This is a genomic window from Pseudomonas allii (genome assembly GCF_055380095.1).
On sequence record NZ_AP039450.1, the window covers coordinates 4,963,383 to 4,988,902 of the forward strand.

24 protein-coding genes are annotated in these 25,520 nt (G+C 60.8%); 8 read left to right on the forward strand and 16 right to left on the reverse strand.

Annotation, left to right across the window (positions count from 1 at the left end; all coding sequences use genetic code 11):
• Nucleotides 1–85: 85 nt before the first annotated feature.
• Nucleotides 86–850: a GntR family transcriptional regulator gene (locus ACZ445_RS22595; RefSeq protein WP_058427361.1), complete on the reverse strand. Its 765-nt coding sequence runs from the start codon at nt 848–850 to the stop codon at nt 86–88.
• Between the two features lie 214 nt (nt 851–1,064).
• On the opposite strand from ACZ445_RS22595, the gene ACZ445_RS22600 reads away from it, so the two are divergent.
• Nucleotides 1,065–2,255 (forward strand): benzoate/H(+) symporter BenE family transporter, encoded by a 1,191-nt coding sequence (locus tag ACZ445_RS22600; RefSeq protein WP_464707603.1) that lies wholly within the window; start codon nt 1,065–1,067, stop codon nt 2,253–2,255.
• A gap of 37 nt (nt 2,256–2,292) precedes the next feature.
• Here ACZ445_RS22600 and ACZ445_RS22605 read toward each other — a convergent pair whose 3' ends face one another.
• Nucleotides 2,293–2,637 carry a YggL family protein gene (locus ACZ445_RS22605; RefSeq protein ID WP_003193255.1) on the reverse strand — a complete coding sequence of 115 codons (345 nt, stop codon included), beginning with the start codon at nt 2,635–2,637 and terminating at the stop codon, nt 2,293–2,295.
• Between the two features lie 238 nt (nt 2,638–2,875).
• Here ACZ445_RS22605 and dacB point away from each other — a divergent pair, with 238 nt between their 5' ends.
• Nucleotides 2,876–4,336, forward strand: a complete 1,461-nt coding sequence (gene dacB, locus ACZ445_RS22610; RefSeq protein ID WP_058427363.1) for a D-alanyl-D-alanine carboxypeptidase/D-alanyl-D-alanine endopeptidase — start codon at nt 2,876–2,878, stop codon at nt 4,334–4,336.
• Between the two features lie 35 nt (nt 4,337–4,371).
• Here the strand turns inward: dacB and ACZ445_RS22615 are convergent, their stop codons facing one another.
• Both ACZ445_RS22615 and rlmKL read right to left on the reverse strand, forming a co-directional pair.
• On the reverse strand, nt 4,372–6,771 hold the full coding sequence (locus ACZ445_RS22615; RefSeq protein ID WP_058427364.1) for a sensor domain-containing diguanylate cyclase: 2,400 nt from the start codon (nt 6,769–6,771) through the stop codon (nt 4,372–4,374).
• Nucleotides 6,772–6,912: 141 nt separating this feature from the next.
• On the reverse strand, nt 6,913–9,177 hold the full coding sequence (gene rlmKL, locus ACZ445_RS22620) for a bifunctional 23S rRNA (guanine(2069)-N(7))-methyltransferase RlmK/23S rRNA (guanine(2445)-N(2))-methyltransferase RlmL (protein WP_058427365.1): 2,265 nt from the start codon (nt 9,175–9,177) through the stop codon (nt 6,913–6,915).
• A gap of 532 nt (nt 9,178–9,709) precedes the next feature.
• On the opposite strand from rlmKL, the gene rmf reads away from it, so the two are divergent.
• A complete protein-coding gene (gene rmf / locus ACZ445_RS22625) occupies nt 9,710–9,925 on the forward strand; it encodes a ribosome modulation factor (RefSeq protein ID WP_002553055.1) in 216 nt (71 codons plus the stop codon).
• Nucleotides 9,926–10,048: 123 nt separating this feature from the next.
• Here the strand turns inward: rmf and ACZ445_RS22630 are convergent, their stop codons facing one another.
• The 5 genes from ACZ445_RS22630 to sctC all read right to left on the reverse strand — a co-directional run bounded on the left by ACZ445_RS22630 (nt 10,049) and on the right by sctC (nt 13,841).
• On the reverse strand, nt 10,049–11,074 hold the full coding sequence (locus ACZ445_RS22630) for a quinone-dependent dihydroorotate dehydrogenase (RefSeq protein WP_464704327.1): 1,026 nt from the start codon (nt 11,072–11,074) through the stop codon (nt 10,049–10,051).
• 85 nt (nt 11,075–11,159) lie between these two features.
• On the reverse strand, nt 11,160–11,621 hold the full coding sequence (locus ACZ445_RS22635) for a transglycosylase SLT domain-containing protein (RefSeq protein ID WP_058427367.1): 462 nt from the start codon (nt 11,619–11,621) through the stop codon (nt 11,160–11,162).
• Entirely contained in the window at nt 11,614–12,018 is a 405-nt protein-coding gene (locus ACZ445_RS22640) for a winged helix-turn-helix domain-containing protein (RefSeq protein WP_058427368.1), read from the reverse strand. Before ACZ445_RS22640 ends, ACZ445_RS22635 begins: the two co-directional genes overlap by 8 nt.
• 155 nt (nt 12,019–12,173) lie before the next feature.
• Nucleotides 12,174–12,398 (reverse strand): FliM/FliN family flagellar motor switch protein, encoded by a 225-nt coding sequence (locus ACZ445_RS22645; protein ID WP_058427369.1) that lies wholly within the window; start codon nt 12,396–12,398, stop codon nt 12,174–12,176.
• A 15-nt stretch (nt 12,399–12,413) separates the two neighbouring features.
• Complete coding sequence (gene sctC / locus ACZ445_RS22650) at nt 12,414–13,841, reverse strand: type III secretion system outer membrane ring subunit SctC (protein WP_179040624.1); 1,428 nt, start codon at nt 13,839–13,841, stop codon at nt 12,414–12,416.
• Nucleotides 13,842–14,114: 273 nt separating this feature from the next.
• On the opposite strand from sctC, the gene ACZ445_RS22655 reads away from it, so the two are divergent.
• The 5 genes from ACZ445_RS22655 (at nt 14,115) to cobA (ending at nt 19,739) form a co-directional block, all read left to right on the forward strand.
• On the forward strand, nt 14,115–15,341 hold the full coding sequence (locus ACZ445_RS22655) for a CmpA/NrtA family ABC transporter substrate-binding protein (RefSeq protein ID WP_240164028.1): 1,227 nt from the start codon (nt 14,115–14,117) through the stop codon (nt 15,339–15,341).
• A 13-nt stretch (nt 15,342–15,354) separates the two neighbouring features.
• Nucleotides 15,355–15,930, forward strand: coding sequence for an ANTAR domain-containing response regulator (locus ACZ445_RS22660; protein WP_032887604.1), 576 nt, complete (start codon nt 15,355–15,357; stop codon nt 15,928–15,930).
• A 157-nt stretch (nt 15,931–16,087) separates the two neighbouring features.
• Nucleotides 16,088–17,299, forward strand: a complete 1,212-nt coding sequence (locus tag ACZ445_RS22665) for a nitrate/nitrite transporter (protein ID WP_179029395.1) — start codon at nt 16,088–16,090, stop codon at nt 17,297–17,299.
• Nucleotides 17,299–18,969: a bifunctional protein-serine/threonine kinase/phosphatase gene (locus tag ACZ445_RS22670; RefSeq protein WP_179029396.1), complete on the forward strand. Its 1,671-nt coding sequence runs from the start codon at nt 17,299–17,301 to the stop codon at nt 18,967–18,969. Before ACZ445_RS22665 ends, ACZ445_RS22670 begins: the two co-directional genes overlap by 1 nt.
• Nucleotides 18,970–18,995: 26 nt before the next feature.
• Entirely contained in the window at nt 18,996–19,739 is a 744-nt protein-coding gene (gene cobA / locus ACZ445_RS22675; RefSeq protein WP_058427374.1) for a uroporphyrinogen-III C-methyltransferase, read from the forward strand.
• A 60-nt stretch (nt 19,740–19,799) separates the two neighbouring features.
• Here the strand turns inward: cobA and ACZ445_RS22680 are convergent, their stop codons facing one another.
• The 7 genes from ACZ445_RS22680 to ACZ445_RS22710 all read right to left on the reverse strand — a co-directional run bounded on the left by ACZ445_RS22680 (nt 19,800) and on the right by ACZ445_RS22710 (nt 25,415).
• Nucleotides 19,800–20,780 carry an OmpA family protein gene (locus tag ACZ445_RS22680; RefSeq protein WP_015885346.1) on the reverse strand — a complete coding sequence of 327 codons (981 nt, stop codon included), beginning with the start codon at nt 20,778–20,780 and terminating at the stop codon, nt 19,800–19,802.
• A 107-nt stretch (nt 20,781–20,887) separates the two neighbouring features.
• Complete coding sequence (gene sigX, locus ACZ445_RS22685; RefSeq protein ID WP_003175518.1) at nt 20,888–21,478, reverse strand: RNA polymerase sigma factor SigX; 591 nt, start codon at nt 21,476–21,478, stop codon at nt 20,888–20,890.
• A gap of 87 nt (nt 21,479–21,565) precedes the next feature.
• The gene (locus ACZ445_RS22690; RefSeq protein WP_058427375.1) at nt 21,566–22,390 is read right to left on the reverse strand and encodes a mechanosensitive ion channel family protein; all 825 of its coding nucleotides are present in this window, start codon (nt 22,388–22,390) and stop codon (nt 21,566–21,568) included.
• 2 nt (nt 22,391–22,392) lie between these two features.
• Nucleotides 22,393–22,638, reverse strand: coding sequence for a hypothetical protein (locus ACZ445_RS22695; protein WP_025854229.1), 246 nt, complete (start codon nt 22,636–22,638; stop codon nt 22,393–22,395).
• 86 nt (nt 22,639–22,724) lie between these two features.
• Nucleotides 22,725–23,720, reverse strand: a complete 996-nt coding sequence (locus ACZ445_RS22700; RefSeq protein ID WP_058427376.1) for a zinc transporter ZntB — start codon at nt 23,718–23,720, stop codon at nt 22,725–22,727.
• 24 nt (nt 23,721–23,744) lie between these two features.
• A complete protein-coding gene (rraA, locus tag ACZ445_RS22705; RefSeq protein WP_058427377.1) occupies nt 23,745–24,236 on the reverse strand; it encodes a ribonuclease E activity regulator RraA in 492 nt (163 codons plus the stop codon).
• A 189-nt stretch (nt 24,237–24,425) separates the two neighbouring features.
• Nucleotides 24,426–25,415, reverse strand: coding sequence for an alpha/beta fold hydrolase (locus ACZ445_RS22710; protein WP_058427378.1), 990 nt, complete (start codon nt 25,413–25,415; stop codon nt 24,426–24,428).
• Nucleotides 25,416–25,520 lie beyond the last annotated feature (105 nt).

A 25,520-nucleotide genomic window follows, 5' to 3' on the forward strand; every position in this document is an offset into this window, starting at 1 on the left:
CCCGATAGCAGAGTGTCAGTCTCTGGATTAATTGACTGATGCACCGCTATCGGGGGCAAGCCCCCTCCCACATTGTTGGTCGTATTTACAGCTTTATTGAGGAACGACCCGGCTTCTTGGTCTGCAACAAATGCGAAAACACCGCATGCAGATCATCCGACGCGCTCTCTTCATCGAGGTTGAGCTTGCTGTCGATGTGATCCATGTGATGCATCATCAAATTCACTGCCAACGCCGCATCCCGCGCTTCGATCGCATCGATCAACTGGGTGTGTTCATCGTAGGAACAGTGCGAGCGGTTGCCGCTTTCGTACTGGGCGATGATCAATGAGGTCTGGGACACCAGGCTGCGCTGGAAGCTGATCAGCGGCGCGTTCTTCGCCGCTTCGGCCAGCTTGAGGTGGAACTCGCCGGAGAGGCGGATACCGGCACCGCGGTCACCACGGGAAAAGCTGTCGCGTTCGTCGTTGACCATCTGGCGCAGTTCGGTCAGTTGCTCGGCCGTAGCGTGTTGCACCGCCAATTCAGTGATCGCCCGCTCCACCAGACGCCGCGCCAGGAACACCTGGCGTGCCTCCTCGACGCTTGGGCTGGCCACTACCGCACCGCGATTGGGCCGCAGCAGCACCACGCCTTCATGGGCCAGGCGCGACAACGCGCGGCGAATGATGGTGCGGCTGACGCCGAAGATTTCGCCCAGTGCCTCTTCGCTCAACTTGGTACCGGGTGCCAGGCGTTGTTCGAGGATCGCCTCGAAGATATGCGCGTAGACAATATCGTCCTGGGTTCCGCTGCGACCGGCCTTGCCGGCACGCGGTTGTTTCTTGAGAGGTTGCAACTGTTCGTTCATGGGCACTCGGGTTTGGAGAACGGCGGCGAATTAACGGTAATACGGCAACAGCGTGTCGCTGGCAAGTATCACCTAAAAACAGGGCACATTGTACACAACCCACTGCGCCAACACACTGTACGGCTGTTTGCAGCGCCGGCTGTATTGCAATGAGTCGCTGCGTTTGAGTTTAGGCTTGAATCCGCAACTTCCCTGGTAAAAGGAACACCTGTTCATGACCGATGCCGCCCAAGCGCCTCTGCGCCCGCTGGCCGACACTTCACCCTCGGCCGTCGTCGCCGGCTTCATCGCCATGATGACCGGCTACACCAGCTCCCTGGTCCTGATGTTCCAGGCCGGGCAAGCCGCCGGTTTGACCACGGCGCAGATTTCCTCATGGATCTGGGCGATCTCCATCGGCATGGCGGTGTGCAGCATCGGCCTGTCCCTGCGCTATCGCACCCCCATCACCATTGCCTGGTCGACGCCAGGTGCCGCGCTGCTGATTACCAGCCTGGGCGGTGTGAGCTACGGTGAAGCCATCGGCGCGTACATCACCTGCGCGGTGCTGGTGACGATCTGCGGCTTGACCGGCAGCTTTGAAAAACTGGTCAAGCGTATCCCGGCGTCATTGGCGGCGGCCCTGCTGGCGGGCATCCTGTTCAAGATCGGCAGCGAGATCTTCGTCGCCGCGCAGCATCGCACCGGGCTGGTGCTGGGAATGTTCTTCACCTACCTGGTGATCAAGCGCCTGTCGCCGCGTTATGCGGTGCTGGCCGCGCTGCTGATCGGCACCGCGCTGTCGGGGTTGATGGGGCTGCTGGATTTCAGCGGTTTTCACCTGGAAGTGGCGACGCCGGTATGGACTACGCCGCACTTCTCGCTGGCGGCGACCATCAGCATCGGCATCCCGCTGTTCGTGGTGGCGATGACCTCGCAGAACATGCCCGGCATCGCCGTGCTGCGGGCCGACGGCTACAACGTGCCGGCCTCGCCGCTGATCACCGCCACCGGGCTGGCGTCCCTGGTACTGTCGCCGTTCGGCTCCCACGGCATCAACCTGGCCGCCATCAGCGCAGCGATCTGCACCGGGCCCCATGCCCATGAAGACCGCAACAAGCGCTATACCGCAGCCGTGTGGTGCGGGGGGTTCTACGGGATTGCCGGGGTGTTCGGCGCGACCTTGGCGGCGCTGTTCGCAGCCTTGCCCAAGGAACTGGTGCTGTCGATCGCGGCGCTGGCGCTGTTTGGCTCGATCATCAATGGCCTGAGCATCGCCATGAATGAGCCGAAGGAACGTGAAGCGGCGCTGATCACCTTTATGGTCACGGCGTCTGGCTTGACGCTGTTTTCCATCGGCTCGGCGTTCTGGGGGATTGTGGCGGGGGTGTTGACGCTGTTGATCCTGAACTGGCGTAAGGCATAAAAAAACGGCGACCTTCAGGTCGCCGTTTTTTTCAGTATCACTTAGCCGCGTTGATCGGCTTTTCCGGATACCACACGTCCAGCAGCGGGCTGACTTCAGCCTTGGTCAGCTCGGAACGGGTTTTCAGCCAGGCTTCAACGGCAGCACGCTGCTCTTCGGAGACCGAGCCGCGCTTCTGCAGGCAAACCAGACCGTAGTCATCGCCGCCGACGTAGCCCAGGCCGTTGGCTTCCATGGCTTCTTTGATGAATGCTTCGAGGAAAGCGTCGATAGCTTCTTCACTCAGGCCTTCGTTGAAGTCCAGGTTCAGTTCGAAACCCAGCTCTTGAAATTCATCAACGCACAGTTTTTTGCGCAGACGCTGGGAACGGTTAGTCGCCATTGGAACAATCCTCATAAGTAATAACGGGCGGCACTTTAGCAGTTTAAGGCGGCGATTGCCCGATTCTCTGGGACAGGCGGCACAACGCCTGTGAAAAAAACGCCGAATACCCGCTATGGTTCAGCTACAAGTGGCTTAACCTTGGGGCATAATGCCGACACTTTCATGACCATTGAGGGATTTTTCTTATTTACCCCTCGCCTTTTTCACCCTCCTCAGCAGTAGGGTTTTACTTCTTATGATCAAATCGTTGCGTTCCGTCTTGTTTGCCGGTTTTATTCTGCCACTGGCCTTTTCCGTCTCCGCTGCCCCCGTCAACAACACCCTGCCGCCCAATGTTCAACAGGCGCTGGCCAAAGCCAAACTGCAAAACACTGCGCTGTCGTTGGTGATGATCCCCCTGAACGGCCCGGGCACGCCCACTGTGTTCAACGCCGACGTCTCAGTGAACCCGGCCTCCACCATGAAGCTGGTCACCACTTACGCGGCCCTGGAAATGCTCGGCCCCAACCACCAGTGGAAAACCGAGTTCTACACCGATGGCACCCTCAGCGGTGGCGTGTTGCACGGCAACCTGTACCTCAAGGGCGGCGGCGATCCCAAGCTGAACATGGAAAAACTCTGGCTGCTGATGCGCGACCTGCGCGCCAACGGCGTACAGCAAGTCACTGGCGACCTGGTGCTGGACCGCAGTTTCTTCAACCAGCCGCTGTTGCCCGAATTCAATGACGATGGCAACGACGAGAACAAACCGTTCCTGGTCAAGCCGGACGCGCTGCTGGTCAACCTCAAGGCCCTGCGCTTTGTGACCCGCAATGATTCGGGCCGGGTACTGGTATCGGTCGAACCGCCGATTGCGAGCATCCGCATCGACAACCAGGTCAAGGTGTCCAACGCCAAACAGTGCACCGGCGACGTACGCTATAACCCGGTCACCGCCGCCGACGGCAGCGTGACGGTAACAGTCAGCGGCCAATTGGCCGACGGCTGCAGCTCGCAGACCTATCTGTCGCTGCTGGACCACGCCACCTATACCGCCGGCGCTGTCCGGGCGATCTGGAAGGAACTGGGCGGCACCATCCAGGGCCGTGACATCCAGGCCCCTGTGCCCAAGGATGCCAAGGTACTGGCCCGGGCGTTCTCGCCGGACCTGGCGGAAATCATCCGCGACATCAACAAATACAGTAACAACACCATGGCCCAGCAGTTGTTCCTGAGCCTGGGTGCGCAGTTCCGCAACGACGCCGATGGTGACGATGCCAAGGCGGCACAACGCGTGGTGCGCCAATGGCTGGCGAAGAAAGGCATCACCGCACCGCACCTGGTGATGGAGAACGGCTCCGGCCTGTCCCGTGCCGAACGGGTCAGCGCCCGCGAGATGGCGGCCATGCTGCAAGCCGCGTGGAAAAGCCCTTACGCGGCGGAATACATCAGCTCGATGCCCATCGCCGGCACCGACGGCACCATGCGCAAACGCCTGAAGACCACCGCTATGCGCGGCGAAGCCCACGTCAAGACCGGCACCCTGAACACCGTGAGAGCCATCGCCGGGTTCAGCCGTGATAACAACGGCAATACCTGGGCCGTGGTGGCGATCCTCAACGATCCGAAGCCATGGGGCGCTTCGTCGGTGCTGGACCAGGTGCTGCTGGATTTGTACCGCCAGCCGAAGACGGTGGCGGCTGCGCCCGTCCTTTAAGAGGTAACGCAGCCCCACATTGGCCTGCGGCGGTCTCAGGCGCGCAGTCTCTCAGCCTCCACCCTGTCCCTGCCCGCCTGCTTGGCCACATACACGGCCGAGTCGGCGCGCAGCAGCAGCCCGTCGATACCTTCATCCACCCGCCAACTGGCCACGCCGAAGCTGGCGGTGACGATGCCTACCGGTTCCATCGGCGCACTGCGCAGCGACGCCCACAACTCCATCGCCAGGCTGTAGGCCTGAGCACCATCGGTGTGCGGGCACAGCACCATGAATTCCTCGCCGCCCAGGCGGCAAAACACATCAGTACGGCGCAGGCGCTGGCTGATGCGTTTGCACAACTCCTGCAATACCCCATCGCCGACGGCGTGCCCATGCTGGTCGTTGATGCGCTTGAAGTGATCGATGTCCAGCATGATCACCGACAAGGCCCCCGAGGTGCGGTTGAGCCTGACCATCTCGGCCTTGAGGCGATCCTGGAAATAGCGGCGGTTATGGATCCCGGTCAGGGAGTCGGTGATGGAGAGCGCACGCAGCTCTTCTTCCACCCGTTTCAGATCGGAAATGTCCGACACGTAGCCGTGCCACAACGTGCCGCCTGCAGGTAACTCTTCCGGAGTGGCTTCGCCACGAATCCAGCGCAGGCCGCGTTGCGGCAACAGCACCCGATACTCCTCACGCCAATGGCTCAACTGCAACGCCGACAAGCGGATCGATGCGCGCACCCGCTCCGCATCCAGCGGGTGGATGCGCTCGAAGACCTGCCTGGCATCCTGCTGCAAGACACTGGGCTCGATTTCATAGATGTCGCGCATGCCATCGCTGGCGTAGATAAATTTCCAGTTGTCGTGGGGTTCCAACGTGAACTGGAAGATGCCGCCGGGCACATGGGCGCTGAGCTTCTTGAGCAGCCGATCCCGGACTGCCAATGCCTCGTAGGCGCGCTTTTGCTCGGTGATGTCGAGGTAAATCGCCAGGTGACCGATCCACAAACCATGGTCGTCCAGCAACACGGTGGCCAACATATTCACCGTCAGTTGACTGCCATCCTCACGCACCAGTGTCCACTCGCGGGCTTCGTGCAGGTTGTCGGGGCTTTCCACCAGCATCGCCTGGCTTGCCGGGATGCGTTTGCCCAGGGCCACACTGAGGCTGGCGGAGCGCGCTTCGAGTTCCGACGCCAGGTGCAGGCTTTCCAGGGTGTGCGTGCCCACCACCTGCTCGGCCTTGAACCCCAGCATCTGCTCGGCACCGGCATTGAAAGTATTGATGACACCGCGCAGGTCGGTGGCAATGATCGCGACCTGCGTCGCGGCATTCAGCACACTGCGCAATTGGCCATGGGCGCCGCGTAATTCCTGCTCGCGCTGGCGCAACTGCGCCGTGCGCTGCTCCACCAGTTTCAACGCGCGCTGGCGTTGGCTGACCAGCACATAGAGCAACGCGCTGAGCAACAGGCTGAGCAGGCCGCCCATGGTCAGGATCGTGCTCAACGAAGAGTGGTTGGCCTGGTCAAACACCTGGCTCGGGCGCAGTTTCAGGGCATACACATGGTCGCCCAGCGTAAGGCGGCGCGCCCCGACAAGATCGCCGCCGGCCACGGCATTGCCGGACTCGAACAGTACGCGCTGTTGCACGTCGGAGGTGTCGATGATCTGCATCACCAGGTTGTCGCGATCCGGCTTGGGCAAACCGTCGGCCACCAACTGGCGCATGCTGATCACCGCCATGACATAGCCGTAGGGCTCATTCTGGGATTGGTCGGAGGTGGGCAAATGACTCACCGGCGCGACCAGTAGAACCCCGGTGGCATAGGCCGGTTCCACGCCCACCAGTTGCATGGGCTGGGACACCGCCAGCTTGCCGGTCTTTTGCGCACGTTCAAGGGCTGAACGCCGCAGGGGCTGGGCCAGCAAGTCAAAACCGAGGGGGGCGCCCAGCAGGCTTTGGGTCTGGCTGTACAAGACCGGCACGTATTCATCGCGCTGGGGCGCAGGGGCCAACTCACCCAGTGAATTCAACTCACGGATAACAAAAGGGGTGCCGCGCTGTTCGGACACTGTTTGCTCAAACTGACTGCGCTGTTCGCGATACACCCGGGGCGCCCAGGAGTAAGCACGAGCACGCAACAGCAAGGGCTGGGCAAACCCATCGAATTCTTCTCGCGACACGTCATCGGAATTGACGAAGAAACGCCGCAGGCTGTTCAGGCGTTGCTCCTGATCGTCGAAGCGTTCCTGCAGGCGGGTGTAGCGCTCGTTGACCAGCATCTGAAAGCGTTGGCGCACTTGCTGCTGATAGAGGTCGGCGGCGGCCCAGGCAACAACAGCCGTCAAGGCAAACCCGGCCAGCAACACCACCAATGCCACCAGCCAAGCCGACGCCTGTTCACTGATAAAGCCTAGGATTTTCGGGCGAACGGCTTGCAACGGCATAGGTAACACTCACAACGCCAGCGTGCGGGGGGTGTCACTTGGCTTGGCCTTAAGTTATAGCCACCGACCTTGAGTTTGACCAGCGTAAAAAAGCCGCAAACCCGGAATAATCCAGGCTTGCGGCTCTTTTAACAGCAGCGATCAGCGCGCGGTGATTTTCCATGCCCGGTGGATCTTCGCATTGCGTGCAAAGTCGGGATCGATGGTCTTGTCGCTGATTTCCTCGACCGCATAGCGTTCGCTGAGGTTGTCTTCCAGTGCGAACTTGCGGAAGTTGTTCGAAAAGTACAGCACGCCGCCCGGCGCCAGGCGCGCCATGGCGAGGTCAAGCAACTGCACGTGGTCGCGCTGCACGTCGAAGATACCTTCCATGCGCTTGGAGTTGGAGAAGGTCGGCGGGTCGATGAAGATCAGGTCGAACTCATCGCGGCTCGCCTCCAGCCAGGCCATCACGTCACCCTGCTCCAGGCGGTTCTTGTCGGAGAAACCGTTGAGGGAGAAATTGCGGCGTGCCCAGTCCAGGTAGGTCTTGGACAGGTCGACACTGGTGGTGCTGCGCGCGCCGCCCTTGGCCGCGTGCACACTGGCAGTAGCGGTGTAGCAATACAGGTTGAGGAAACGCTTGCCGGCCGCCTCTTTCTGGATCCGCAGACGCATCGGGCGGTGGTCGAGGAACAGGCCGGTGTCCAGGTAGTCGGTGAGGTTGACCAGCAGCTTCACGCCGCCTTCGCTGACCTCGGTGAACTTGCCTTGGGCGCTCTGGCGCTCGTACTGCTTGGTGCCGCTTTGACGCTCGCGGCGCTTGACCACCACGCGGCTCTTGTCGATGTTCAGCGCCTGGGGAATCGCGGCCAGTGCATCGAACATGCGCGCGGAAGCTTTTTCCGGGTCGATGGACTTCGGCGCGGCGTATTCCTGCACATGGACCCAATCGTGATACAGGTCGATGGCCATGGAGTATTCCGGCATGTCGGCATCGTACACGCGGTAGCAATCCACACCTTCGCGTTTGGCCCACTTGCCCAGCAGCTTGAGGTTCTTTTGCAGGCGGTTGGCAAACATTTGCCCGCCTTCGCTCAGGCGCGCCTGCTCGACCACCGGGGCCGGAGCGGGTTTGATCGGGTTACCGTTCTTGTTGTACTGGCGTTCTTGCGGCTCGGCCGGGGCCTGGTCGTAGGCAGCTTGCTCACGCTCGGCCTGGCGCTGTTCCGGGGTGCGACGCTCGCCGGTGACAAACTGATCCGGGTTGACCTTGATCAGCAGCAACTTGCACGGCAAAGCGCCGTTCCAGAACGAATACTGCTTGTGGCTACGGATGCCCATGCGCTTGCCCAGGTCCGGCGCGCCGGTGAACACCGCGGCTTCCCAGCCCATGCACGCCTGGCGCAGACGCTCACCGAGGTTCTGGTAGAGGTACAACAGGCTGGCTTCGTCACCCAGGCGCTCGCCGTACGGCGGGTTGCAGATGACCAGGCCTTTCTGGTTCTGGTCAGGGCGCGGCTCGAAGGTGCCGACTTCGCCCTGGTACACCTTGATCCAGTGGCTCAGGCCGGCACGCTCGATGTTGTTGCGCGCAGGTTGGATCAGCCGCGGATCGGCTTCGTAGCCACGGATCCACAGCGGCGGCTTGTTCATGCCGATGGCGGCGCGTTCAGCGGCCTCGGCATGCAGCTTCTTCCACAGCGCCGGGACGTGACCGAGCCAGGTAGTGAAACCCCACAGCTCGCGGTTCAGGTTGGGGGCCATGTCAGCAGCGATCATTGCGCCTTCCACCAGGAAGGTGCCCACGCCGCACATCGGGTCGCTCAGCGCGCCGCCTTCAGCGGCGATACGCGGCCAACCGGCACGGATCAGGATCGCGGCCGCCAGGTTCTCCTTCAGCGGTGCCGCACCCTGCTGCAGGCGATAACCGCGCTGGTGCAGGCTGTGGCCGGACAGGTCGAGGGACAGGATGGCTTCGCCACGGTCCAGGCGCAGATGAATGCGCAGGTCCGGGTTGATCTTGTCGATGGACGGGCGCTCGCCGGTCGGGGTGCGCAGCTTGTCGACAATCGCATCCTTGACCTTCAACGCGCCGAAGTGGGTGTTGTCGATGCCCGAACCGTGGCCGCTGAATTCAACCGCCAGGGTGCCATCCGGCACCATGTGGTCGGCCCATTCGATATCCAGCACGCCGTGGTAGAGGTCTTCGGCGTCCTTCATCGGGAAGCGCTTGAGCACCAGCAGCACGCGGTTGGCCAGGCGCGACCAGAGGCACAGGCGGTAGGCGGTTTCCATGTCGGCCATGCCGCGAACGGCCGAGGTGTGCTCGCGGGCGTCCTCAAGGCCAAGCCCGACGGCTTCCTCGATCAGCAGGCCTTCGAGGCCCTTGGGGCAGGTGAGGAAGAGTTCAAAACGGTCCGACATGGGGCATTCCAGGCTTTTCAGCAATAAATGAACGGGCGACGCATCGCCGGTTCGGTTTTCAATCAAGCACTTTTCTTGAAGAGTGCTCGCGTGGCACGAATGTGCCGTCCCACCCCGGCTGCCGGGCCTTCGGGCCTTTAGTGACGGGGCAGATAAACAATTGGCTGTAACAAAAAGAAATATTCCGACCCTTCGTCGAATAATAACTGACTGCAACGGGCGGACATTCTCACTAAAGGATTAAACCCATCCTCTACACAGGGTGCATCATAGCTGGCTTTGCCCAATAAAAGGGGCGTAAAACCATCCCAGCTTATGGCTATAGCATCGTTATCGTTACGTGCTTATGACAAAACGATCATTGAATCCATGTGACCTATTGGTTAGAACTCAACACAGGTTGGCGCCGTAACGACGCCGACACATCGGCTCGCCACGCCGGCAGCGAGCCCACCAACGGCAGAAAAACTCTGCCCGGCCTCGGACGAGGCCGAAGGATATCAAGACAGTCAACAAGTGAGGGAAACACCCTATGAGAAGACTTAAGCGTGATCCGTTGGAAAGAGCATTTTTACGCGGATATCAATATGGCGTTCATGGCAAATCCCGTGAGCTTTGCCCATTTACTCTACCGTCGGTACGCCAAGCCTGGATCAACGGCTGGCGAGAAGGACGCGGCGACAACTGGGACGGTATGACTGGCACTGCGGGAATCCACAGACTCAACGAACTTCACGCCGTCGGCTAATCAAGGGCAATTAATTCCGACACCACCTTTGGATTTGTAACGACTTACCATGCACGCCCCATCCGGGCGGCGGGCTTCGGCCCAGGGGGCTCCTTTTCAGGGGCCCTTTTTAATGGCTGGCTTTCAGGCTTTTGGCAATGCTGCGATGGCATCTACCGACTGGCGAATCAGCGCCGGGCCTTTGTAGATGAAGCCGGAATACAACTGCACCAGGCTTGCGCCCGCGGCAATCTTCTCGGCCGCATGCTTGCCTTCGGTGATACCGCCGACCGCGATGATCGGCAAGCGCCCGGCCAACTCCGCAGCCAGCACCCTGACGATATGGGTGCTTTTGTCACGCACCGGCGCGCCCGACAGGCCACCCGCTTCGTCGCCATGGGCCAGGCCTTCGACGCCTACGCGGCTGAGGGTGGTGTTGGTCGCGATGACTGCGTCCATACCCGAGTCCACCAGGGCCTGGGCCACCAGCACGGTTTCTTCGTCGCTCATATCCGGCGCGATCTTGATCGCCAGCGGCACGCGCTTGCCATGACGCACGGCCAGGCCTTCCTGGCGCTGGCGCAAGGCTTCGAGCAGTTGCTTGAGGGAATCACCAAACTGCAGGCTGCGCAGGCCCGGGGTGTTGGGCGAACTGACGTTCACCGTGACGTAACTGGCGTGGGCGTAGACCTTGTCCAGGCAGATCAGGTAGTCGTCCACGGCGCGCTCGACCGGCGTATCGAAGTTCTTGCCGATATTGATGCCCAGGATGCCCTTGTATTTGGCGGCCTGAACCCGCGACAGCAAGTGATCAACGCCCAGGTTGTTGAAGCCCATGCGATTGATGATCGCCTCGGCTTCCGGCAGGCGGAAGATACGTGGCTTGGGGTTACCCGGCTGCGGGCGCGGGGTCACGGTACCGATTTCAACGAAACCGAAACCCAGCTGTGCAAACCCATCGATGGCCGCACCGTTCTTATCCAGGCCAGCCGCCAGGCCGACCGGGTTGGGAAAGTTGAGCCCCATCACCGAGACCGGCATTTTTGCCGGTGCCTTGCATACCAGGCCATTGAGCCCCAGGCGGCCACCGGCACCGATCAGGTCCAGGGACAGATCGTGGGAGGTTTCCGGGGAGAGTTTGAACAACAGCTGGCGGGCCAGGGTATACATGGGCGGGCTAGACTCGGATGGCGGCGAAAGGTGGCGCGATTATAGCCGGGGTCACGGGTAGCGCGCGAGGCGTGAACCTCAATCGTCAGTAGCGGTGCGCTACCAACTGCTCGTAATACCCCCAGACTTTCTGGGCATACTGCATGCGCAACGCCTGACGCGCAGGCCCGGAACCCGGGCCTGCGTTGTAGGAGCCTACCGCCGTCCAGTTGTATCCAAATCGCTGGATGAACTCGGCCAGGATCGAAGCCCCTACCTCCACCGACAGGCAAGGCTCATTAAGCAACCGCTCCTCGGTAATACCTCGCTCGAGCAGGCGCGGCAAATGGCTGCTGTTGATCTGCATCAGGCCGATGTCCCGAGTGCCATTACGGTTCTTATCGTTTATCACCTGCGCACGAAAGCCCGACTCCACCGCAGCGATCGCCTGCAGCAATTCGGGCTCGATGTCGTAGCGGCTGGCCGCCTCCTCCCAACAATAGGCCAGCGCCTGATTGCCGGTCATCATCACCCCCAACACCAAGCCCTTGCTCCAGAACCTAACCACGGGTTACCGCTCCATGGCGGGTCTGGCCGCATGCCGAGCATACATGCGCCATACGGTCCGACGCATGGCCCTCGACCTTCACCGGGCAGATGAACCGGTACCCTCGACCATAAATCGTCTTGATAAACCCCTTTTCGGTGCCAAGGTACTTGCGCAGTGAATAAATGCAGCGTGTCAGCGACTCTTCGGCGACTTCCCCTTGCGGCCAAGCCAGCTCCAGCAAGCGATCCTTGGTCATCAACACGCCACCGGACATCAGCAACAATCGCAGCACCAGCCCTTCCTTGGGCGGCAACTGAACATCCACGTCCTCACCGGTCAGGCGACCATCGTCGTGCAGGGTCCAACGCGCAAAAACCAGGGAAGTCGTCGCCCCTCCATCATCCATGACAGCCATGATTACCTCGGCATCCGACTACTGACATTGAAGTCCTCATTTGCATTACGGGTTCAAGTGCCCCTGTCACGACTATAAAAACCTGCCTCAGGGCTCACGCTAGGACAAAGCGCAGACATCCCGCGTTTTTTGGAACCACGCTGTAAGACGTTTCGCTACCCATCAGCATCAGGTAGCCACGCGTGGTAAACCTCGTGCAGCTCAACCCCCAACCGGTCTTCCAGCTGCACCAACTCACCCAAGGCCAGTAATTGCCCGTTAACCCGAACCTCCACGCAATGGATTATCTCCGGCATCAACGGCAACACCTTCCCGGGCGCAAACGCTGCCAGGCGCTGGCGGCTGATCAGTTGTTCCTGAAGAAGAATTTCCAGATGCATCGGTTAACACCTTGTTCACGGTGAGACATCACGCTCAGGCCGTACAAACGCACGTTGAACGCGCTCGTATTGCGTTGCTGTCAAAGGCGGCGGGCCAGCCCCCCCACCCGGCCCCAGCGCCTCGCTGCCCACGGCCCTGGCCTGAATCACAAACAGGCGCACTTGATCCGGGCGAGCAGCCGCCCGCCCTTCTGCCTCCCGTTGAAACGCGCCCAGCCACAGACGCCTGCCCTGGGGCACACGCACCACACTGTTGACCCCCACCTGCCCCACCGCCGTGTTTTTTTCACGCCGACCCTTCTCACTCATCTGGCGCGCCTCCTCAATCTCGAGGCGCATTTCGATCTGGTTAGCTTCGGAAAAACGCGGCAATACGCTGACCTGAGTGCCATAGCGCACAGGTTTCCAGTCAGTTCGGTCGTTTCCCGGGGGCGGTAGATAAAAGGTATGGCTATCCTGAAACACCGCCGGGACGTTCTCCTGAGTGAGAATCACGGGCAGTGTCACCACCTTCGCCCGTCGACGGCGCTCCAATGCACCGATCCTGGCCATTACGCGGTTGTCATCCTGAGGCTCAAGGATTCGCGTGGTCGACGTCTTGGCGTCTTCGTCCCTGCCCAGGCCCAGCTTCTCCAGTTCAGTGCGCTCCACATCCACCAGCCACAGCGACACTTCGATCGGTCGCTTGGGTATGTCGAGTTCCGCCACCAGTTTCTGGATGAAACTCACCTGGGCCGGCTTGCCCTTGATCAGCAGGCTGTTGCTGTCCGGGTAGGCGATCACACCAAGGCTCTTGTCGGACAGCAACCCCTTGTGCTCGCTGGCCAGCAGGGTCTTGATCATCGACGCCATCCCCGGCACGTTTATCGGGTTGTCACGTGTGCCGTACTGACGGTCCGCCACATCGGCGTTGAGCACTTGAATCACACCAAAGGCCTGCGCGCCCACACGCAAGTCGGCTATTTGCCGGTCCATCAATTGGGCCAGGCGCATCACCTTGTCGACGTAATTCGGTGGGCCGGACACATAGAAGGTGCGCGCCCCACTTTCGCGCAGCGGGTAGCGTGACTCATCAAGGCCCGAGCGGCGCATGAGGCCACGCAACTTGTCGACGGTAATATGCCGCAAGGTCACCGCAGAGCTCTTTGCCTCGTCGGCGTCGTAGATATGCAGCGCTTGCCCGTCGCCGTACCAGATCAACCCCTGTTCGAGCGCAAGCGCTTCCAGCGCCTGTTGCGGCGCATCGAAATCCAGCGCAGTGCTGAGACGTTTGCGCGCCACCGCCTGACTGACAACGATGGGCACCCCCAGCGGCGCCGACAGCGCAGTGAACACGGTATACAGGCTTTCATCCCGAACCTGGTGAAGCTCGGCCCAAGCCAGTGCACTTCCCAGCCACAGCCCGGCAAACCACAACCAACGGTGAAACCGGAGGCGGGGCATCGTTAAAAGGGATTCGGCGCGCACCGTGAGGGTTCCTGGGCAGTCTGGCGTTGAGAGAGCGGCAATACTGAAAGCCCGCCCGGTTTCAATCTTGATGGAAAGTTGACGGTCAGTCGGGCCCCACCGCCCGTGGCATGTGCCTTGCTATGAACTCTGCATCAGAGCACGCGCCAACGGCGGAGCGCGCTACGGACAAAGGCGTCGTTACCCGCATTGGCTTACATCGCCATCTGAGGGAACGACGCTTTTTTTTGAAAGAAAAGGTAGGTGTTGATGAACGATTCGGTCGGCAACAGCCCGATGAACGACCCGCTGGCCTGGGTCAACGGCAGTGATGCCCCGGAAAAGAGCAGCCTTGACCTGGGTTTCATGGCCCTGAGCGACTGCGCCTCGATGGTCGTAGCGGCCACCCAGGGCTTCGCTCAACCCTACGGCCTGACCCTGAACCTCAAGCGCCAATCGTCCTGGGCCAACCTGCGCGACAAACTGGTCAGCGGCGAACTGGACGCCGCCCACAGCCTGTACGGGCTGATCTATGCCGTGCACCTGGGCATCGGCGGTGTCGCCCCCACCGACATGGCCGTGCTGATGGGGCTCAACCAGAACGGCCAGAGCATCAACCTGTCCCACGGTTTGCAGCAACAAGGGGTGGTCACTCCTGAGGCACTGGACCGCCACGTGCACCAAAGCCGAACAAAACTGACCTTCGCACAGACCTTTCCCACAGGTACTCACGCCATGTGGCTGTATTACTGGCTGGCGAGCCAAGGCATTCACCCTTTGCAGGATGTGGACAGCGTGGTGGTCCCGCCGCCGCAAATGGTTGCGCACCTGCAAGCCGGACGCATCGACGGGTTTTGTGTCGGTGAGCCCTGGTGCGCCAGCGCGGTCAAGCAGAACCAAGGGTTTACCCTGGCGACCAGCCAGGCGATCTGGCCGGATCACCCGGAAAAAGTCCTCGGCTGCACCCAGGCGTTCGTCGACCAGTACCCCAACACTGCGCGCGTGTTAGTGATGGCGATTCTGGAGGCCGGTCGGTTTATCGAAGAAAGTACCGAAAACCGCCGCTCCACCGCGCAACTGCTCAGTGGCCGCGAGTACCTCGACGCGCCGCTCGATTGCATCGAACCGCGCCTGCTGGGAGCCTATGACGATGGCCTGGGCAATCAGTGGCAGGATCCCCACGCCCTGCGCTTTTTCGCCGGTGGTGAGGTGAACTTGCCCTACCTGTCCGACGGCATGTGGTTCATGACCCAGTTCCGGCGTTGGGGCCTGTTGCGTGAGGACCCCGACTACCTGAGCGTTGCCCGCCAGGTGCAGCAACTGGCGCTGTATCGCAAGGCGGCAGGTGCGCTGGGGATCCCGGTGAAAGCCCAGGACATGCGCAGCAGCCAGCTGATCGACGGCAAAGTCTGGGACGGTTCCAACCCAACCGAATACGCCCGCAGCTTCCGCCTGCATGCCCTGGCCGAAGATTCCAACCGCCAGGCCTTGCGCTGACAGGAGAACACCCATGCTGCGAATCCTGTTGATCAACGACACCCCGCGCAAGGTCGGCCGCCTCAGGACGGCGCTGATCGAGGCCGGTTTTGAGGTGATCGATGAGTCCGGCCTGACCATCGACCTGCCCGCACGCGTCGAAACGGTGCGCCCGGACGTGATCCTGATCGATACCGAGTCACCGGGCCGTGATGTGATGGAGCAGGTGGTATTGGTCAGCCGCGACCAACCCCGGCCCATCGTGATGTTTACCGACGAACACGACCCGAACGTGATGCGCCAGGCGATCAAGTCCGGCGTCAGCGCCTACATCGTCGAAGGCATCCAGGCCCAGCGCCTGCAGCCGATCCTCGATGTGGCCATGGCGCGCTTCGAAAGCGACCAGGCCTTGCGCGCCCAGCTCCAGGCGCGCGACCAGCAATTGGCCGAGCGCAAGCGCATCGAGCTGGCCAAGGGCATGCTGATGAAAATGAAGGCCTGCAACGAAGAAGAGGCCTACACCCTGATGCGCCGCCAGGCCATGAGCCGCCAGCAAAAGCTGATCCAGGTGGCGGAGCAGATTATCGCCATGAGCGAGCTGCTCGGCTGATCTGGCTCAGCTCTTGCTAAGTATTGCGCACAGGTAGCCAACGGCGGTTGCCCCTCCCCGACAAAGACGTCGCACACCCGGTTTGCCTTCGCAAACCCGGTGGCGGCGTTTTTTCGTTTTGGCCTTCTTACAAGACTCCCAACCGTTGAGGTGCGTGATGAAATCAAGCTTCTGGAAATCCGGGCACACCCCGACCCTGTTTGCCGCGTTCCTGTATTTCGACCTGAGCTTCATGGTCTGGTACCTGCTGGGGCCACTGGCGGTGCAGATTGCCGCCGACCTGCACCTGACCACCCAACAACGCGGCCTGGTGGTGGCTACACCGATCCTGGCGGGTGCGGTGCTGCGTTTCCTGATGGGCATGCTGGCGGACAAGCTGTCGCCCAAGACCGCCGGGCTGATTGGCCAAGTGATTGTGATCTGTGCCCTGTTCGGCGCCTGGAAGCTGGGCATCCACAGTTACGAACAAGCGCTGCTGCTGGGGCTGTTCCTGGGCATGGCCGGTGCATCCTTTGCTGTTGCGTTGCCACTGGCCTCCCAGTGGTATCCGGCGGAACACCAAGGCAAAGCCATGGGGATCGCGGGTGCGGGCAACTCCGGCACGGTGTTCGCCGCGTTGCTGGCGCCTGTGTTGGCGGCCGCCTTTGGCTGGAGCAATGTGTTCGGCTTCGCTTTGATTCCGCTGGTACTGACGCTGATCGTGTTTGCCTGGCTGGCGCGCAATGCCCCTGAACGGCCAAAAGCCAAATCCATGGCCGACTACTTCAAGGCCCTGGGCGACCGTGACAGCTGGTGGTTCATGTTTTTCTACAGCGTGACCTTCGGCGGCTTTATCGGCCTGGCGAGCGCCCTGCCCGGTTACTTCAACGATCAGTACGGCCTGAGCCCGGTGACCGCCGGCTACTACACCGCGGCCTGCGTGTTCGGCGGCAGCCTGATGCGCCCACTGGGCGGCGCGCTGGCGGACCGTTTCGGCGGGATTCGTACGTTGCTGGGCATGTACAGCGTGGCGGCGATCTGCATCGCGGCGGTGGGTTTCAACCTGCCAAGCTCTTATGCGGCGCTGGCCCTGTTCGTCTGCACCATGCTTGGCCTGGGCGCCGGTAACGGCGCGGTGTTCCAACTGGTGCCGCAGCGCTTCCGCCGCGAGATCGGCGTGATGACCGGCCTGATCGGCATGGCCGGCGGCATTGGCGGTTTTGCCCTGGCGGCGGGTATGGGGGCGATCAAGCAAAGCACCGGCAGCTATCAGATGGCGCTGTGGCTGTTCGCCAGCCTGGGCGTATTGGCCTGGTTCGGCCTGCATGGCGTGAAACGTCGCTGGAGAACCACCTGGGGCTCGGCCGCCGTGACGGCTGCGCGGGTCTGATGAGCCTGCAACTGAGCATCGCCCAGGCCAGTGCCATCGGCCCTCGGACGGAAAACCAGGACGCACTGCGGGTGGTGACCCCCGTGGCCGAACTGGCGGCGAGCAAAGGCTACTTGTGCGCCATCGCCGATGGAGTGAGCCAGTGCGCCGACGGCGGCCTGGCCGCCCGCTCGACCTTGCAGGCGCTGGCCCTGGATTACTACGCCACGCCGCAGACCTGGAGCGTGGCCCAGGCTCTGGAGCGTTTGCTTCTGGCCCAGAATCGCTGGCTGCAGGCCAATGGCGGTGGCCAGCCGTTGCTGACCACCCTGAGTGCCCTGGTGTTTCGCGGCCAGCGCTTCACCCTGGCGCATGTCGGCGATTGCCGGGCGTATCGCTGGCTGGATGGGGAACTGCAACGCATCAGTGAGGATCACGTGTGGGAGCAGCCGGGCATGCAGCATGTACTCAAGCGTGCCCTCGGCCTGGATCAACACCTGGTGGTGGATTTTCTCGACGGCCAGTTGCGCGAAGGCGAATGTTTCCTCCTGCTCAGTGACGGTGTGTGGGCAACCCTGGGTGATCACAGCATCCGTTCGATTCTGCGCGAGCAAACCGACCTGGAGCTGGCGGTCAACACCCTGGTGAACGCCGCACACCTGGCGGGCAGCCAGGACAATGCCAGTGCCTTGCTCGTCCGTATCGACGCCCTTGGCGCGGCCACCCTCGGCGATGCCCTCGTGCAGTTGCAACAATGGCCGCTGCCACCACTATTGAAAGCCGGGCAACACTTTGAAGGCTGGCAGGTGCAAAGCGTATTGGCGCAAAGCCGACAGTCATTGCTGTACCAAGTGCAGGATGCCCAGCGGCAACCCTGGCTGCTGAAAACCCTGCCGCTGAGCCGCGATGATGACGGCGATGCCGGCCAGGCCTTGCTCGCGGAAGAATGGTTTCTACGGCGAGTCGCCGGCCGGGCGTTTCCTGAAGTCCATGCCGCCAGCGGGCGCCAGCATCTGTACTACGTGATGCGGGAATACCCCGGCCAGACCCTGGCCGAACTGTTCCAGCAGCACGGACCATTGCCCCTGGCGCAATGGCAGTCGATCGCCGAGCGCTTGCTGCGGGCGGTGGGCATGTTGCACCGGCGACAGATCCTGCACCGCGACATCAAGCCGGAAAACCTGCTGCTGGGGGATGATGGCGAACTGCGTGTGCTGGATTTCGGCCTGGCGTACTGCCCAGGCCTGTCGGAAGACCGCGCTCATGCGCTGCCGGGCACGCCAAGCTTTATCGCGCCCGAGGCGTTCAATGGCGACCGGCCTACGGCCCAGCAGGATTTATACAGTGTCGGTGTCAGCCTCTATTACCTGCTGACCGGGCACTACCCCTACGGTGAAATCGAAGCCTTCCAACGGCCCCGGTTCAACCAGCCCGTCAGCGCCAGTCGCTACCGCCCCGATCTGCCGGATTGGCTGCCCCTGAGCCTGGAACGGGCAGTGGCGGCCCAACCGGCGCATCGTTACGAAACTGCCGAAGAATGGTTGCGAGTGCTCGAACAGGCGGACCGACAGGAACTGAGCATCCGCCCCAGGCCCTTGCTGGAGCGTGAACCCTTGAAGGTCTGGCGCACTCTGGCGCTGCTTTCGTTGTTGATCAACCTGGTGCTGTTGTACGCACTCTTTCACCGCTGACGTCATCCCTGGACGAGGAATAACTTATGAACGCAAAAGTCTGGCTGGTGGGCGCAGGCCCCGGTGACCCGGAGCTGTTGACCCTCAAGGCTGTACGCGCCTTGCGTGAGGCCGATGTGGTGCTGATCGATGACCTGGTCAACCAGGCAGTCCTGGAACACTGCGTCGGAGCGCGGGTGATCACCGTGGGTAAACGCGGTGGCTGTCGCTCGACCCCGCAGGACTTTATCCACCGCCTGATGCTGCGCTATGCACGCCAGGGCAAATGCGTGGTGCGGCTCAAGGGCGGTGACCCGTGCATTTTCGGGCGCGGCGGTGAGGAAGCCATGTGGCTGCGTGAACGCGGCGTCGAGGTAGAGTTGGTCAACGGGATTACGGCCGGGCTGGCGGGTGCGACAAATTGCGCGGTTCCGCTGACACTGCGCGGGGTGAGTCGTGGCGTGACCCTGGTTACGGCGCATACCCAGGACGACAGCCGTTTGAATTGGCGAGCACTGGCCGAGGGCGGGACGACGTTGGTGGTGTACATGGGGGTGGCGAAGCTGGAGGAGATTCGCCAGCAATTGCTGGACGGCGGAATGGCGGCGGATATGCCGGTGGCGATGATCGAAAACGCATCGCTGCCCCAGCAACGGGAATGCCGCAGTGAGCTGTCACGCATGTACGCAGATGCGCAAGCATTTGCCTTGAAAAGCCCGGCCATCCTGGTAATTGGCCATGTCGCAGCCCCAGGGCAAGTCGCTTGCCTCGCTCAAACCGCCAGCGCCTGAGACAAATCACAGGCGAAAAAAAGCCCGGCCTAAGCCGGGCTTTTTTCTACAACTCAGTAATTACTGAGCTTGAGCTTCAACCGACGCTTCTACGCGACGGTTAACAGCACGACCAGCTTCAGTTGCGTTGTCAGCAACTGGGCGGGACTCGCCGTAACCTACTGCGGTGATACGGCTAGGAGCAACGCCGTCTTTAACCAGGACTTGCTTAACAGCGTCAGCACGACGCTGGGACAGCTTCTGGTTGTAAGCGTCTGGACCTACGGAGTCAGTGTGACCAGCAACTTCTACGTTGGTAGCTGGGTACTGAGCCATGAAGTCGGCCAGGTTTTTCACGTCGCCGTAGCTGTTAGGCTTAACAACCGACTTGTCGAAGTCGAACTTGACGTCCAGCTCAACACGTACAACCTGAGCAACTGGAGCTTCTGGCTCTGGAGTTGGCTCTGGAGCTGGTGCTGGGGTAGGAGCTGGAGCAGCTGCGCCAGCGTTACCGCCGAAGTTCACGCCCAGGCCGACCAGTGCGGAGTAGTCCCACTTGCCGTTGTCCAGACCGTAGTCAGCTTCAACACCGGCACGAGCGTACAGGTTGTTGGTGAAGTAGTACTTCACGCCAGTACCAACGGTAGCGAAGGTAGTCTGGTCGCGACCGCTGTGGCCGTCAGCCTGAACGTTGGTACGGCTCTGGTGGCCGAAACCGCCTTCTACGTATGGACGCAGGCTGTCTACGCCAGCTTGACCGAAGTGATACTGGGCAACCAGGCTGCCGGTATCGCCTTTGATCTTCTGGTTACCAGTACCGTCGTTCGAACGGGTGTGGTTGGTCTTGTCGTAGGACAGGTTCAAGGACAGGTCGTCGGTCAGGAAGTAACCGATGCGAGCGCCAGGATTGAAGCCGTCTTCGATGTGCTTGACGCTATCGTTGTACTGCTTCTTGTAGAACAGCTCGCCTTCAACTGCGCCTTGGCCTTGTGCCAGAACGCCGAAAGAAGTAGCGGCAATAAGAGAACCAATGGCCAAGCCCAAGGTGTTTTTCAGTTTCATCCGTTAAATCCCCATCTGGTGATTGTAAAGCAGTCCCACAAACCGGGGGACAACTCGGCGACAAGTCTAACAGAACTTGCCTACACGTAAGAGATATTTGCCACGCACTAAGTTTCAGTCTCGCCCGCAAATTTCTCACGTAATTTATCAAGAGCACGTTTGTAACGCATTTTTGTAGCACTCAAACCCATGTGCATGATGTCAGCGATTTCCTGGAATTCCAGCTCTGCGACAAATCGTAGCACCAGAATTTCCCGGTCAATCGGGTTCACATACACCAACCAGCGATCAAGTCCGCCCTTCTCCTCGGGTGCCGGCGCCTTCTCTTCAGACGCTTCCTCAAGGGGGTCAAGACTCAACGCGTCCATCAAGCGACGCTTTCGCCGTTCCTTCCGATACTGCGTGATGCACTCGTTGTACGTGATGCTGTACAGCCATGTCTTGAACTTCGATTTGCCCTCGAAGTTCTTCAGGCCGTACAGCACCTTGAGCATCACTTCCTGACAGACATCGTCCGCATCTCTATCGTTCCCCAAATACCTTGAACAAACGTTGAACAGAGTGCGTTGATATCTGCGCATCAATTCTTCGTACGCGCGAGTTACGTGAAACAGCTCCGTGTGTGCGCGCGCGACCAACTCCTCATCAGAGAGCTCACGGGGGTCATAGCGCGTGGACAGCGTTTGGGCTTTATTCAAAACAAGTCGTGCCGACAGTCAGGTCAATGTCCGCCACTGCCCGATCAGCCGGGTTCGCGGCGGCGTACATTAGCAGGGTTTGCCGGGTTAGCGGCTACTGACCTGCTGCTCCAGGAGAATCCGATTGGACAACGACACCAGGTCGCCGTCATCGGTCAGCACTGTCGTCTTGACTGTGCCGATCTCCTCGATTTGCCCTTCGACCTCGCCCACACGCACCTGTTGCCCTACCTGATACAACTCACGCACATAGATTCCCGCAAGAATCTGGCCGGCAATTTCCCGGCTTCCCAAGCCCATGGCCAGCGCAACGGCCAGACCAACGGTAATCAAAACGATCACAATCACGTGGTTGAGCAGGTCAGTCTTGACCTCCAACTGGCTGATCGCGACCGAAATACTGATGATGATCACCAGGCCCTGGGCAATTCGCCCCAGGCCGGCAGCATAGTCCAACCCCACGCCTTCGGCGGCGCCGCGCACCAGCCCATTGGCCAGTTGCGCCAACAAAACGCCTACCAGCAGCACCAGCGCGCCGCCGAAAACCTTCGGCAAATACAGCGCCAGCATGTCGAGCGTAGCTGAAACTCGCTCAAGTCCAAGGGATTGAGCCGCAGAAACCAGGAAAATCAGCAAAACAAACCAATAAACGATCTTGCCGATCAATGTCGAGATCGGTACTTGCAGCCCGGCACGCCACAACAGCTTGGTCAGGCCGGTGCCCGCCATCAGACGGTCGAGGCCCAGTTTCGCGAGCAATTTGGACAGCAGGGTGTCGAGCAGCTTGGCCACGACAAAGCCCAGCAACACCAGCACCAGGGCACCAAACAGGTTGGGAATGAAATTCGCCACCTTGGTCCACAATGCGGTCATCGCGGTGACCAGGCTCTGGGTCCAGAGATCAAGTTCCATGTTCAATCAGCCTTATCAGCAGTGCGAGCAAGAGGTTTACGACGGGAAACCGGTGAAACGTGGGCTGAACCGTTGTTCAGGGCCATCATCAACGCCGGCACCCAGCGCCCGAGCAGACCGAACAGATCCCCCGCACCTACCTGACGGTTGGCGGTTTTCAACACGCGGCCCAGACAGGCATCGTCGTCCCGGTTGGACGGCGAGGCATTGAGCATGTCACGCAAAGACTGTTCGAACGGATCGTGCATAAGGACCTCTCGCAAGTGATTTAAAAGACGAGGGTTAAATTCTCGGGGTCACATAGGACCCTTCCTACGTTCAGCTCATATTCAGGTCAAACCCAGCGCAATCGTCGAAAAAGCCACCATTGTCCAAGCGCCACCGAGACCATCAACAGACACGCAATCATGAATCCATAGGGGCTGGCAGAGAACGGAATCCCGCCCACATTGATACCCAGCAAGCCGGTGAGAAAACTCATCGGCAGGAAGATCCCGGTGATGATCCCGAAGCGGTACATGGTGCGGTTCATACGCACGCTCAAACGCCGGTCTTCGGCCTCCAGCACAAGCCCCACGCGCTCTCGGGTCAATTCGAGCTCTTCCAGATAACGAGTAAGACTGTTGTTCAATTCGTTCCAATAGTCGGCATCGTCGTCACAGAACCACGGCAATTTGATCCGCGTGAGCTGGGCAAAAATATCTCGCTGCGGCGCCAGGAATCGCTTCAGCCCGGCCGCCCGTCGACGGATCTGCAAAACGCTGCCATGTTCCGGAGTATACCGTTCGTCGGTATCGAGTTTTTCTTCCTCTACGTCGACGATTTCGGACAGGTCGGAGACCAGATCCTGCACTTTATTGGTGAGGTACTGAGCCATATAAAGGATGAGTTCAGAGGCGGTCTTCGGCCCCTTGCCATCCGCCAATTGCACCAGCAGCTCGTCGGTGGCGCGCAACGGGCGCAACCGCAGGGAAATCACCCGGCTGGCAGCGGCGAAGATGCGCACCGAGACCATGTCCTCCGGTTCGGCACCGGGGTTGAGGTTGACCCCTCGCAAGAACAGCAGCAATTCCGAGTCCGGCAGCGGCAACAGGCGCGGGCGGGTGTTCTCCTCCAGCAAGAGGTCACAGGCGAACTCGCTCAGGCCACTGGATTTGCGCAGCCAGGTCTGGGTTTGCGGATGGCTGCGATCCCAATGCAACCACAGGCTTTCCTGAGGCTGCAGTTGCAAGTCGTCGAGCTCTGTCCGGGCAATCGAACGCGCACCGCCTTTACCGTCCAGCACCAGAGCATGCACCAGCCCCCATTGCGCGTTTTCTTCCTCGAACATCCTCACCCCGTCGGTTATTGCAGTTTATTCAGGCATTTTCAGCGGGCTGGGCGACACGATCACGCCGTTATTGTCGGCATAGATGTACTCGCCCGGGCGGAACGTCACCCCGGCAAAGGTGACCACCACGTTCAAGTCGCCGATGCCACGCTTGTCGGTCTTCATCGGATGACTGGCCAGGGCCTGCACACCCAGGTCGGTCTGGGCGATCACATCGACGTCACGGATGCAGCCGTAGATCACCAGCCCTTCCCAGCCGTTTTTCGCGGCCTTCTCGGCGATCATGTCACCCAGCAACGCACGGCGCAGGGAACCACCACCGTCGACCACCAGTACCTTGCCGGCGCCCGGCTGGTCAGCCTGTTCCTTGACCAGGGAGTTATCTTCGAAGCATTTGATGGTGACAATCTCGCCACCGAAGGAATCTCGGCCGCCGAAGTTGCTGAACATCGGCTCAAGCACCTGCACCAGCTCCGGGTACGCGTCGCACAGGTCGGGGGTCACGTAATGGTTCATTGAACAATTCCTTTCCGTCAAAGAAGCGTCTTTCGAAAGAAGCGCCAGCCCAAGCAGGTGCGAAACATCCCATCCACTTCGCCGCAACGCAATAGCCACTGCGCGACTGAATATGACCAGAAGCGTTTAACGCGTCATATCTTAGCCGCAACCACACGCGAGTGAAACGCCCTTGGCAGAGCCCTGCCCTCAAACAGTGGCCAACACCTCGGGCTGCACGCCGAACAATGGGGCGAGCGGGTCGTTCAGCCATTGCGCCACCAGTGGCCACACTTCGGCCTGGGCAGCTTTGCTGACGAGCATTTCAACGTGCCCGAAATCTTCGGTAAACCCTTGCTGGCGGCCCAGGCACAGGTATTGCCGGTGCTCGGAGCCGACCTGTTCGAACAGCTTGCGACACGCCCAGTCAGGGTCCTGATGGTCGCCGGCAGCACTGACCGCCAGCAACGGCACATCCACGTCTGCCAGGCCTTTCCACCAGTCGTTCTTGCCTTCGCCAAAGCGGCCAAACAGGCCGTTCCAGCGCATGGCTTCGATCATCACACCTGCCGGCTCGTCCTCCGGGCCACGCTTGAGGCGCGAGCCAGACACTTCGCCGAAGCGTTTCAAGAGCAAGCGCCCCGTCCACTCCACCGGTGGCAGTTTCAACGGCCAGTGGGTGCGGCTGACCTGGCAGCCAAACAACGCTACAGAAGCCACGGCTGGTGAGCCAAGGTGCTGCCCGCCAAGCGCTGCGGCCAGGCTGGTGCCGCCCAGAGAATGGCCGATCCAGTGGGGAACCTGCCCGCTTTGCTCGCGCACAAACGCGCCAATGGCCGGCAAGTCGTAGCGCGCATAGTCAGCGACGCGGTTGCGTGCGTAGTCATGATTGCGCTTGGACAAACCATGACCGCGCATTTCCGGGATCCACACATCAAACCCCTGACGTGCCAGGTAAGCGCCCAGGCCGATACCCTTGGGCGAGTACCAGAAGCGTCGATTGGAAAAACTGCCATGCAATAAAATAACCGCAATGCCCCGGTTTTCCGGGACATCGGCCAAGCCCAAACGGGTAACCGCCAGCTCGACGGTGCCGTCAGGGCTGTTACCGGGCTTGAGGCGGTACACATCTTCACTCAGGTCGCCACGACGTTCAGCGCTGATCAGGGCGACGGGAAACAGGTTGCTGCTGCTTTGCATAATGCTCTTGCACAAAAAAGGGCGGCGTCCGGAAGGAGTTCCGCCCTGCACAGATAAGAATGCCGGTCACCCTCATCGGGTGACCGGCACTTTTGACGTGACGAT